The 12,055-nt window shown below is 58.9% G+C and carries 9 protein-coding genes; 7 read left to right on the plus strand and 2 right to left on the minus strand.

Features of this window, described 5'->3' with window-relative positions:
- Window positions 1–54 precede the first annotated feature (54 nt).
- Window positions 55–1,533, minus strand: a complete 1,479-nt coding sequence (locus tag HX898_RS16620) for a sugar ABC transporter substrate-binding protein (RefSeq protein WP_180195127.1) — start codon at window positions 1,531–1,533, stop codon at window positions 55–57.
- Window positions 1,534–1,739: 206 nt separating this feature from the next.
- Here HX898_RS16620 and HX898_RS16625 point away from each other — a divergent pair, with 206 nt between their 5' ends.
- The 5 genes from HX898_RS16625 (at window position 1,740) to HX898_RS16645 (ending at window position 7,581) form a co-directional block, all read left to right on the plus strand.
- Window positions 1,740–2,450, plus strand: coding sequence for a GntR family transcriptional regulator (locus tag HX898_RS16625; protein WP_138330096.1), 711 nt, complete (start codon window positions 1,740–1,742; stop codon window positions 2,448–2,450).
- Window positions 2,451–2,504: 54 nt separating this feature from the next.
- Window positions 2,505–3,671 (plus strand): mandelate racemase/muconate lactonizing enzyme family protein, encoded by a 1,167-nt coding sequence (locus HX898_RS16630; protein WP_180195128.1) that lies wholly within the window; start codon window positions 2,505–2,507, stop codon window positions 3,669–3,671.
- Window positions 3,672–3,733: 62 nt separating this feature from the next.
- Window positions 3,734–5,095: a mandelate racemase/muconate lactonizing enzyme family protein gene (locus HX898_RS16635; protein ID WP_180195129.1), complete on the plus strand. Its 1,362-nt coding sequence runs from the start codon at window positions 3,734–3,736 to the stop codon at window positions 5,093–5,095.
- Window positions 5,096–5,112: 17 nt separating this feature from the next.
- Window positions 5,113–6,312 carry a mandelate racemase/muconate lactonizing enzyme family protein gene (locus tag HX898_RS16640; protein ID WP_180195130.1) on the plus strand — a complete coding sequence of 400 codons (1,200 nt, stop codon included), beginning with the start codon at window positions 5,113–5,115 and terminating at the stop codon, window positions 6,310–6,312.
- Between the two features lie 420 nt (window positions 6,313–6,732).
- Window positions 6,733–7,581 carry a hypothetical protein gene (locus HX898_RS16645; protein WP_180195131.1) on the plus strand — a complete coding sequence of 283 codons (849 nt, stop codon included), beginning with the start codon at window positions 6,733–6,735 and terminating at the stop codon, window positions 7,579–7,581.
- A 327-nt stretch (window positions 7,582–7,908) separates the two neighbouring features.
- Here HX898_RS16645 and HX898_RS16650 read toward each other — a convergent pair whose 3' ends face one another.
- Window positions 7,909–9,024 carry a helix-turn-helix transcriptional regulator gene (locus HX898_RS16650; protein ID WP_180195132.1) on the minus strand — a complete coding sequence of 372 codons (1,116 nt, stop codon included), beginning with the start codon at window positions 9,022–9,024 and terminating at the stop codon, window positions 7,909–7,911.
- Between the two features lie 478 nt (window positions 9,025–9,502).
- Here HX898_RS16650 and HX898_RS16655 point away from each other — a divergent pair, with 478 nt between their 5' ends.
- Window positions 9,503–11,524, plus strand: a complete 2,022-nt coding sequence (locus tag HX898_RS16655) for a phage tail sheath C-terminal domain-containing protein (protein ID WP_180195133.1) — start codon at window positions 9,503–9,505, stop codon at window positions 11,522–11,524.
- 9 nt (window positions 11,525–11,533) lie between these two features.
- Window positions 11,534–12,055 carry a phage tail protein gene (locus tag HX898_RS16660; RefSeq protein WP_180195134.1) on the plus strand — a complete coding sequence of 174 codons (522 nt, stop codon included), beginning with the start codon at window positions 11,534–11,536 and terminating at the stop codon, window positions 12,053–12,055.

The raw sequence follows: 12,055 nt of genomic DNA on the forward strand, positions 1-12,055 counted from the left end.
TCGGAAGAAACCGGCTGCAATCGAGGCGCAGCCGGTCAGATCGGCAGGTGTGGACTAGAGTCCGCCGTCCGTCAGGTCTTTTACCTTCTTGGCTGCGTCGTCCGCTGCCTGGTCGACGGTCATGGCACCGGTGAGGGCATTCTGCAGCATGTCCGGGACGATGATGTTCATGATCTCGGGGGACTGTGGCAGTGCCGGGAACGGGATGCCGTACGGCAGCATCGAAGTCGTGACATCAAGGAACTTGATACTGTCCAGACGTTCCTTCATCCATTTGGTCTTGAAGCCGTTAAGGTTCCCCGGGTTCGAGCCTGCATAGGCCATTTTCAGCGACCATTCGGGGCTCGCCCACATGCAGCTGATAGCCTTTGCAGCCGGCTCGTCGACCTTGCCGCCCTCGACATATTCGGGCTTCAGGATGTGAATATTCGAGCCGCCAAACACGACGGCACGCTTGCCGTCGGGGCCAGTCGGAATCAGGCCGTAGCGCATATTGTCGATGACGGTCTGCGCTTTGACCTTGTCGCTGCCCGTCGTCTTTTTCTGGAGGTCGAGCATGACGTTGTAGTCGGACGGGTGCGAGACCATCATGCCGAGCTGGCCAGCGAGGAAGAGGGGCTGGTTATCCGCCTGCTGATTGGTGAGCGCTGAAACCGGAACCGATTTGTCGCGAACATACATATCGTAGGAGGCTTGCAATGCCGCTTTGCTCTGGGGGCTATCGAGCTGGACCTGCTTATAGGTCGGGTTGGCGGTAGCTTCGTCGAAGACGCCGCCGCCATAGGCCCACAGCTGCGGCATGAAGCGATATGGCGTATTGCCGGCATTCTTGCGCGCCACGAGGCCGTAACCGGCAATGCCGAGCTTGTCGTGGATCTGCTTGGAATATTTGACGACGTCGTCCCAGGTTGCCGGAGCCTTGTCAGGATCGAGGCCTGCACGCTTGAAGACGTCGGCGTTCCAGATGAACGCCATCGTCTCGTTATTGGTTGGGATGCCGTAGGTCACCCCCTCCCAGGTCACGGCCTTCATCGCACCGGGCCAGAAATCCTCGGTCGAATACCCTACATCCTCGGGTTTAAGCGGTTCCAGATAGCCCTTTGCGGCGAACTCGGTGCCCCCCAGGATTTGCAGGCGGACCGCCATGGGCGCTGCATTGCCAAGAAGCGCGGTCCGGAACTTGTCCAGCAGGTCGTTATAGGTGAGGGCTTGGTCCTCAAGCTGGATGTTTGGATAGGTTTTGCGGAAGGTCTCGAAGAAATCCTTGTAATACTGGCGCAGGAGGTCGGGGTCGCCCTCGAACACGCCCTGATACCAGAAAGTCAGTCGCCCCTTGTAGTCGAGCGGGGTGACCTTGGCGCAATCGGCCGCCGTGTCAAAGTCCTGTGTGCCGGCAATGGAGCGCACATATTCCGGCGACCACTTGCTCAAGTCGACCGGCGCACCCAGCGCAGACGCGGACATCAACGATACCATCAAAGCAGTGGAGACAGTGCCGCGCAGGACGGCACAGCCGAGTGAAATCCTCGTCATAGGGTATCCTCCAGGTTCTCCCATGCCGCTCTGCGTCGAGGCGAGCGGTCGTTCCTCCCGGTCGCGGGATTTTCCACCCAATGTATCCCTTCGACCTGATCATACGTTTTCAGATCGTAGATTGCCTGTCAACAAGAGAAATCGTACATTGTTTATCGAAACATCGCGTGATATCCGAACAATATATGTATTGATTGGGGGCAGTCTTGGCCGAAACAAGCGATTTTAAAGCACAGCCACCCGCAGGGATCGACGCTATCGGGGCCTCCAGCGAGGGCGCCTCGCTTTATCAACTGATCAGGGAAGACATCATCGAAGGGCGGCTCGCTGCCAACGAACGGCTTGTGGTCACCGATCTCGCCCGGCGCCACGGCACTTCGACCAACCCCGTGCGCGAGGCTCTGCAACTGTTGCGCGGGGAGGGCTTTGTCACCTTCGTTCCCAACCGCGGAGCGCGCGTACGGCCCATAGATCAGGATTTTGTTCGCGATATCTACGAGATCGGAGTCTTGATCGAGCCGGCACTGACGCGATGGTTCGTGAATATGGCCACCGTCGAGGACATTGCTGAACTCGAACGCATCCAAGGCCTGATTGAAGAGAACGACTTCGCCGACACGTTCAGGCACAGCGAACTGGACACCGCCTTTCACACCGTCATGTACCAAAAGCACTACAACCGCCATGCCGCCGAGCTTTGGTGGAAGCATCGCGAAGTGCTTCGAGCCGTGAGCCGGCGGTTCAACTTCACGCTCGCCCGGCGTGCCGCGATCCTTAGCGAGCATCGCGAGCTCATTGCGCATGTAAAAGCGGGAAATGCGAACGAGGCAGCCGAACTCATTGCACGCCACGTCGAGGGCTCCGGCCGGCACATCCTCGAACACATGCGTGCGCGTAATGCCGCTCGGGCAGGATAGAATACCGGGCCTGGAATACCGTTATCCCGACCACTTCAGATAAAGGCAGTTGAGATGAAAATCACCAGCGTTCGGCCGTGGCTCATCAGATCCGATGCTTCCTATTGGGGAGAGTTTCTGTTCGTCGAAGTGACGACCGACGATGGGGTGAGCGGCTGGGGAGAGATCACCACCACGACGAGGCTCGCCAATCGCGCCCTCTGCACGATCCTGCGGCAGATCGGTGCCGCTTTGAAAGGCGAGGACCCGGCGCGTATCGAGTATCTGTGGCACAAGATATTCCGCAGTTTCACCTATATGGGCAGTCGCGGCGCCGCAGTCGAATGTGTAAGCGCCATCGACATAGCCCTCTGGGACATCCGAGGCAAAGTTTTGGGCAAGCCAATTTACGAGCTGTTGGGTGGACCGGTACGCGATGAAATCACGCTCTACACCCATCCCAACCAGGCCAAGTTCACCAGCAAAGAGGCTGTGGTCCGGGAAATTCGAGACATCGTCGAGTCCGGTCACACTGCGCTCAAGTTCGATCCTTTCCCCCACCAAGGCCGCACCGGCGATGGACAGCCGCGCGAACAGCGGGACGGCTACCTCGACGGCAGCATGACCCGCAAGGATGAGCGCGAAGCCGCCGAACTCACGGCTCTGATCCGTGAAACGGCGGGCCCTGATGTCGACATTCTCATCGATGCGCATGGCCGGTTCGACGTTCCCACCGCCATTCGCCTTTGTCGGAGCCTCGAGGAAGCTGGTCAGATCGACTGGTTCGAGGAGCCCTGTCCACCGGAGAGCCTCAACGCTCTCAGACAGGTCCGTGAGAAGGTCAGCACACCTATCTCGTGGGGCGAGCGCGGCCACACGAAGTGGGATTTCGTGCCGGTGCTCGAGAACAAGCTCGCCGACTACATCATGCCTGATGTCACCTGGACCGGCGGCATCACCGAACTCAAAAAGATTTCTGCGCTATGCGAAGCCTACTACATCCCGGTCTCGCCGCATGATGCTGCAGGACCGATCAACGTGGTTGCGGGAGCGCAGGTGATGATGACCGTTCCTAACTTCTACAAACTCGAAACGTCGGAGTGGAATCTGGGCAAATACGATCACCTCATCGACAAACCACTCGATGTTTCGAACGGCAGCCTCAAGCTTACGCCCAAGCCTGGTCTCGGCATCGAAATGAACCGCGACTACCTTCAAAACCACGAGATAGAGCTGGATTAGCCAGCCTCTATGCCGCCGCAGCCGTGCGCGCACGAACCCCGCCGACAGAACGAGGATAGATCATGCCAGAGGCAGATGAAGCCGACGAGGCGCTGAATCGGGTGAACACGCATTCCAAGCCGTCCGACCTTCGCATTACCGACATGCGGGTAGCGGAAATTGTCGGCGCGCCGTTCACCTCAGTGCTGCTCAAGATTTACACGAACCAGGGCATCGTCGGGCTTGGCGAGGTGCGCGACGGTGCCAGCGCCACCTATGCGCTGATGCTGAAGAGCCGATTGCTCGGCGAGAACCCTTGCAACATCGACCGCCTATTTCGCCGTATCAAGCAGTTCGGCGGGCACGGCCGCCAAGGCGGCGGCGTATCGGCGGTCGAAATCGCGTTGTGGGATCTTGCCGGCAAAGCCTATGGCGTCCCCATCTACCAGATGCTCGGCGGCCGGTTTCGGGACAAAGTGCGCGTCTACTGCGACACCGATGCCACCGTGCCGAGCGGCACCGAGACCGGCAGGCGCCTCAAGCAGCGTATGGAACTCGGCTTCACCTTCCTCAAGATGGATCTGGGGCTGATGCAGATCGCGGATGTGCCAGGTGCGGTCGTGTCTCCTGCCGGCTCACTTGAAGGGTACCGCGACCACCCCGGCCGCGGCCCGCTGAAGACAATTGAAGAGCGGCGCTTCCGCAACGCTACGTACGATTTGCATAACGTACCGCACCCTTTTACCGGCCTCCACTTTTCCGACAAGGGCCTCGACTTCCTTGAGAAATACATCGCCGAGGTTCGTGAGGTCATCGGCATGGATATTCCGCTCGCCATCGACCACATCGGCCACATCTCAGTGCAGAACGGCATTCGTCTTGCCAGGCGAATTGAAAAATACGTGCCGGCCTGGCTCGAGGATGTGATCCCATGGCAGTATACCGAGCAGTACCGGCAACTGCAGGACTCAACCACTGTGCCGATCTGCACTGGCGAGGACATTTACCTCAAGGAGGGTTTCGAGCCTCTGCTCAAGAGCGGCGGCATCTCCGTTATCCATCCGGACCTGCTCACCAGCGGGGGCATCCTCGAGACCAAGAAGATCGGCGACATGGCGCAGGACCATGGTGTCGCCATGGCTATCCACATGGCAGAAAGTCCAATCGCCGCAATGGCCGCCGCACACGTGGCGACGGCGACCGAAAATTTCATGGCGCTCGAATACCATTCCGCCGATGTCGACTGGTGGGACGATATCGTCACTGGCCTTCCCAAGCCACTCGTGAAGGACGGCTTTATCACTGTTCCGGACAAGCCGGGCCTGGGGATTGACGACGTCGTCGACGAGGTGATCTCGCGGCATCTGCAGCCGGGTGTCACCGGCATCTGGCAGCCCACGGATCGCTGGGACGATGAATATTCCTGGGATCGCACCTGGAGCTGAGGCGAAAAGGAACGAAGATGAAGATCACCGATCTGCGCTGCGCCGTTATCGGCAAACACCCGATCGTCCGCATCGTTACGGACCAGGGCCTCTATGGCTTGGGCGAAGTCGAATTCACCAAGTCCTACCTCAAGCCCTTTGTGCTGCATTTCCGCGAGGCGCTGATCGGCGAGGACCCTACTGACGTCGAGAGAGTGATGCTGAAGATCCGCCAACGCGGCTCTTTCAAGCCGTACGGCGCGGCGGTAAGCGCTATCGAGCATGCATTATGGGATATTGCCGGCAAGGCCGCGGGCGTGCCCGTCTATAAACTGCTCGGCGGTAAGGTGCGCGACAAGGTGCGCGTCTACAACGGCTCGATCCGCCAAAAACGCACGGGCGACCGACCGGAGGATTACGCCGCTGACGTCAAATGGATGATGGAGCAGCCGCAAAACTTTTTCATGGTCAAGCAAGGAATCTCGTTCCACTCCAACATGAAGGACACCATCGAGGACTTCCACTACGGCGTGACGCAGAAGAAGGCCGGCTATCATGGTGCCATGGATCAGGGCATGATCAGCGAGCGCGGTTTCAATCACATGCTCGACTGCGTGATCGCGATGAAGGAAGTGCTGGGCGACAAAGTCAGCCTGGCGCTCGACTGCGGCCCGGGCTGGATGCTGCCCGATGCGATCAAGTTCGCTCGCGCGGTCGAGAAGTACAATTTGATGTGGCTCGAGGACATGCTGACTGGCGACTACGTGCCGTGGGTCAATCCGCAGGCCTATCGGGAGCTGACAACCTCCACCTCGACGCCAATCCACACTGGTGAGCAGATCTACCTGCGGCACAATTTCAAGGAACTGATCGAGACGCAGGCGGTACGCATCATCGGCCCCGATCCAGCCGACATTGGCGGCATTGCCGAGCTCAAATGGGTCGCCGAGCACGCCTACATGCACTCGATCCTGATGGCACCGCACGGCACCGCTAACGGCCTGCTGGGGCTCGGCGCGTTGATCAATGTCTGCGCCACCTTGCCGGCAAATTATATCGCCTTCGAATATCCGAGCGCCTCCGACACCTGGTGGGAGGATCTGGTAATCGGCTTGCCGCCGCAGATCGTCAAGGACAGCATGGTGGACCTACTGGAAGCGCCGGGGTTGGGCCTCGATATCGACGCCGAAGCGGCCAGGAGATATCTCAGGGAAGAGGACGTCGGCTTCTTCGACTGAACCTCTCCGCTCTATATCGCCGGCGATCACACCCTCTGGGAAACCTTGCCTTACTTCAGGGAGACAGCGAGTGCCCTGGATACAATACAGGCAGCAGAATTCCTGGCCCGGAATGAATTGAACTGGGTATCCGATTACTGAATCCTGGATGCCTGCCTCAAACTTCTGGAACGCAAAAAGCCCGCACGAGGCGGGCTTTTGCGTATGTGTATCTGGTAAGGTTTGGTTGCGGGGGCCTGAGTCCACAGAGACTTGTAAAATTGGAGCCCAAATTCCGATAACATAAGCGGAACGACTTCGAGAAGAAGCACTCGAGATATCTGAACCGCTGTTTGGGAACCCCAGATTGAGTGCAAGTAACGATATATTGGTGATGCCCTTGATATGTCTCTGTCGGGCAATCTTAGGGGCATTTGGGGAATGCAGGTTCTTACTCGTTTTACGTATCCGACGTTCATCGGTCTCTGTGGATTACTTGGCACGTTTTCTGACATTCTCCAAAATTCAAACATAGCGATAGGTGCAATTGCTGGCCTTCTGATGTTGGGGCTTGCTTGTCTTCTGCTGCCCAAAGAGCTGGTTGTTGACCGCTTCTGGAGTGGATTGCTTGGCAACGATGTGAGTGAACAGTTCTCAGCGCGTCCATTCGGACTCTCATGCGCTCTGCTCGCAATGCTATTGTATGACTTTTCAACTCTCTCAACAAAGGCCGGCGAAGAGGGCGGTGTGATTGCTGCTCAATTTCCAGAAGTCCGGCGGTTCCAAATTGCCTTAGGCGTCGCCCAGCAGGATATCGCTGCCATCAAGAATATCTCCGCCGAGATAAGGGGAGACACATCGAGATTGCTCGAGAGCTCAGAGCGATGGCTGAAGTTCGAGTTGTTCCTATTACACGAAGCAAATGGCCATAAACCCAACGGGGAGTGGAATTACGTTCCCTCTGGTGCGAGCATATTCCTGTTCAATGAAACACCTCTTCAATACGAAGACCTACTCATTGTACTGTCGGTGCCTGGACAAGGGGAGATATACAGAAAATCCTATCCCCGTGTTCTTGATCGCGAACAACGGCAGGAACGGAACGCGATCAATGTGGCCTATGAAAGTGTTGACGTCTGCATATCCGCGAAGCGCCGGGGACAGGAAGAGTGGTTGACGGACAAGCACTCGCTGGCGATACATCATGGACCCGATCAGGATACAACCGAGTACCAAAAATCTGATTCCTCGGGAGTTCAGATTTTTGCCTCTGCAACCAGGTGCGGGTAGATATGCGAATTGGCACCTAGCTCACCTCCGCTTTCAATCCTCGATATTGAAATTCTGATAACCGGGTAACTGTCCCGACCGGACGCGAGGCTTAACGATCCAGTTGTGAGCGATCTCTGAGGGAGGGCGCTTGCCCTCCGACGTCTAGGTGCCAGAAGCGACTATAATTTCCCGTTGCGACGGTCACAGGTGCTGACCTCGGGCCTGATCAGCTATCAGCGTGCCTTCACCTCCTCCTTGTGAGCGGTCGCAGCCGCCGTGTCCCTTAGCCCCCTGCAGCTAACTCGGATAAGTTGCTGTAAACGAAAAGGCTTGCCATGCGAACGACTAGGTTCGCGCTCCCGCTGCAATAACCAACCGGACAAGTTCCGCCTGTCGGTGCACACCCGTCTTCTCGAAGATACTGCTTAAGTGTGCCCTAATCGTATTAGCCGAGACCCCAAGCCTCGCAGCGCATGCCTCGCGCCCGTCTCCCTTCACAATTTCAAACGCGACGTTGGACTCTGCAAACGTGAGCCCGAACCGATGACGCAGGTTCTCCCTCCGCAAATCCTGTTCTTTAGCGGGATCAGTGACAATGATAGCTGCTACCGGTCGGGCTTTACTGGGTCGGAGGGTATTTGAATATGCAAACTCGGTTCGAAACGGAGCGACAATGACATGCAACACACCGCGCCCGTCCGAATCTACAATTTCAAGGCTGCCCCCAGGCGCATTGCGCGGCGCGGTCAAATCGGCGCAACTTGCGATCAGTCGGCGCAAGACGCGAGTTGCAGATGGATCGCGGGTTCGCAGACCCTTTCGATCGATTTCGAGAGCCTTTTTTCCGGAGAGGATCGCTTCGGCGGTTTCACTGGCTGATACGACAGTAGCTGCTGCATCTACCAGCAGAACACCTGCTCCCAACCTGTCCAGCGCAGCCGCGGCACCCATCGCAAACAAATCAGCAGCCGCCAGTTTATTGGCTACATTGAGCGCAGCGGCGAGGTGCGGCGTGAGCGTTCGAAGGGTCGTCTCGTCTCCACGATCGTATTTCGCGCGGCCTAAGCAGCGGCTAACGCTTAAATAGACATCGCGCTGTTGCATACGGAGAGGCGAAACGATGACCCCGGCAGACGAGAGTTCGTGCCGCATCACCTTATTGTGGCGGGTAGAACGAGAGAACTTGTCGGCAAATGATGCCGGAGCAGCGAAGTTTTGCATCCAGTGGGTCAACGAGCGGGCTCTAGCTGCAGCAGCGCATGCCGCCAAATGTTCAGACGCGACACCGAATCCGGCAACGAATTCTACGGCTCCGGTGAGCACGTCCTGAGCCAGAAAGATTGACTGTTGGCTGCCGGCTGCGATCGCGACAGACTCCAATGCACGCGCCCATCCGTTAGGCGCGAATGCCGCTTCGTGAATGCACTGCACTGCGAAAAGAACCGCGTCTTCCCGTGCCATCAGCCCCACCCTATCAGCCCCGCAGGCTAACGCCGGCAACCGACACGGGAAAGTACAGTGCAATCCTTCGGCGCACAACTTCATTTTGAGGCTCGTCTCATACGTCACCTGCCCAGCATGCTTTCTTTCGGGTTCAGGCCACCGTCACCAGGCGCTTGGACAAGAACGCCTCCTATCGTTGGCCACAGCAGCACAAGGGACAGAGCAGGGGGCGATTCCACAAGCGTAGAAAATGGCCGGTAACAGCTACGATCGCCAGCGATACCCGCCCCAGCGAGATGACCGGTCCTCTTGCAACCCTCTGCTCCACCTAAAACAGAAGTCAATCACATAGGACGAATGACCGATGCGTTCGCGAATGGCCTATGCAATCGTCCCCTTTCCGAATGCAATTATCGCGCCGAAGACGTGGTTCACTTAGCAGCATCGGCTATGCCCCTGGGCTGGCCGAGCACCTGCGCTGTCTTGCGAGGACTCCATGCTCCAACTCAAGTTTCCCGGTGTCTACACCCAAGAGCTGGCCTCGGGCGTCCGCTCCATTGCCGGGGCGCCCACGTCGGTCGCCCTGTTCGTCGGGCCTACCAAGGCAGGCATCGATGGAAGACCCATCCGGCTCCAGAATTTCGGCGATTTCGAACGGAATTTCGGCGGACTGTCGCAGACCTCCTCGCTCTCCTATTCGGTGCTGCATTTCTTCACCAATGGTGGCGGAGAGGCTTATGTCCTGCGTGTTCCCGCCAGTGGCGCCACGGCAGCGTCCTCGGGTTTTCGCCGGGACGCTGGCGGCGCGACACTATCCCTGACGCTTGCGGCCCTGTCTTCCGGAAAAGCGTCGGAGGAGATCTTTGTCGAGTTCGACTCTTTCGGCCTCGGCGCCAATCCTGACAAGAAGCTCTTCAATCTCACCATCAGCGATCGCTTGACCGGCCGGGTCGAGCGTTTTTCGAACCTCTCCACGTCGTCGGCATCTGCCCGCTTCGCGCCCACGGTGGTCAATGATGCCGCCACGGGCTCGAAGCTAGTGGCGATGGACCTGACCGGTACTGCCATCGACAAGCAGGCGCCCCAGCCGACTGGATCCATCTACGCCATCGGGACCGCGCCCGCGGCAGGGACCTTCGCCTCGGCGCAGAATGTGAAGGTGAACATCGAGTTTCGTGACGCCAACGGCGCGATCGATGCCAGCGCTGCCATCTCCATTGACGTCGTTGCCTTCGAGGAGAAAGCGGCCAAGCCGAAGACGCCTCTGGAGCTTTGCATCCGGCTGACAGCAGCGCTCAATGCAGCGATCCGCGCCAACGCCACCGCCGCCGGCAAGCTGGAAACATTGTCCATCGAAGGCGGGATATTCGAGGGCGGCACGCTCATGCGGTTGCGCATTGCTCCGGTGGGTACGACAGTGACGCCAAGCCGCCGTGTCGACGGCACGGTCACCCTTGCGGCACCGGCATCGGGCACGTCTTTGTTCACGACGTATTCGCTGGCCGAGAAGGTCGCAAACCCGTCGCGCTTCCAGCTCGGCCGGGCCTATGCGTCGAGCCAGATCAGCGGCGCTCTGATTCCCGGTGACGACGGCGACGCTTCCGGCCAACCCGTTTCGTCAAACTTCAAGGACGTGGTGACGGCCCTCATCGAGCCGGACCCATTCTTCAACATCCTGTGCCTGCCAGACGCAGTCCGCCCGTCGGCCAAGGATCCACTGGTGGCGCAACACGAGATTTACCCGTTGATCTATTCGGAGGCGGCGTTCGTCTGCTCCAAGAAGTTCGCCTTCCTCATCATGGATCCGCCACCGAACGTGCAGGACGTCGGTGGTGCCGAAGCCTGGAAGACAACGGGCATCTCATTCCAGTCCAAACACTCGGCCGCCTATTTCCCGAACATCCGGGTCGATGATCCGCTCGAGCCGGGAGCGATCCGCAGTCATCCGCCTTCAGGCGCCATCGCCGGCCTCTTTGCCCGAACCGACAGCGCCACGGGTGTCTGGCAGGCACCGGCCGGAACCGAGTGCGTGCTTTCGGGCGCCTACGGCCCCTCGGTCGTGCTTTCCGACGAGCAACAAGGCATCCTGAACCCGCTCGGCCTGAATGTCATCCGCAAGTTCCCGGTCTACGGAACGGTCAGCTTCGGATCCCGCACCATCGACGGAGCCGACGCGATGAACTCCGAATGGAAATACATCCCGGTCCGCCGGACCGCCTCCTACATCCTGCGCTCGCTGTCCGAGGGGCTGCGATGGGCCGTGCACAAGCCGAATGGCGAACAGCTCTGGTCCCAGCTCCGGGTCAATGTGACGGCCTTCATGCAGGGCCTCTTCCGCCAGGGCGCCTTCAAGGGTGTCTCCTCCCGGGAGGCCTACTTCGTCGCCTGCGATTCCTCCACCACCACCGCCGACGACATCAACGCCGGCGTCGTCAACATCGTCATCGGTTTCGCGCCGCTGAGACCCGCGGAGTTCGTGGTGATCAGTCTGCGCCAGATCATACAGTCCGGCCAATAGGAGGCGCTCATGGCTCAGTTCTCCGTCAATGCCCAACGCCTCGACCCCTACAAGAACTTCAAGTTCAAGGTGAAATGGGACGGCGCCTATGTTGCCGGCGTCTCCAAGGTCTCGTTGCTGAAGCGCACGACCGAAGTCGTAAAGCACCGCTCGGGCGGCGATCCCTCCACGTCGTTCAAGGCGCCCGGCCGGACTGAGTACGACGCCATTACCCTCGAGCGCGGCGTGACTCACGACCAGGCTTTCGAGGCCTGGGCGAACAAGGTCTGGAATTTCGGCTCGCTGCCGGGCGGCGAAGTCTCGCTCGCCGATTTCCGCAAGGACATCATCATCGAGCTTCTGAATGAGGCGGGCCAAGTCGTGCTCGCCTACAACGTCTACCGCTGCTGGGTGTCCGAGTTCCAGACATTGCCGGACCTTGACGCCAACGCCAACGCCGTGGCCATCGGCAAGTTGAAGCTAGAAAACGAAGGTTGGGAGCGCGACTACGCGGTGGCTGAACCCAAAGAGCCCGTGTTCGCCGAGCCCTGA

The sequence above is a fragment of the Rhizobium sp. WYCCWR 11128 genome (genome assembly GCF_013416305.1).
GTDB lineage: Bacteria > Pseudomonadota > Alphaproteobacteria > Rhizobiales > Rhizobiaceae > Rhizobium > Rhizobium indicum.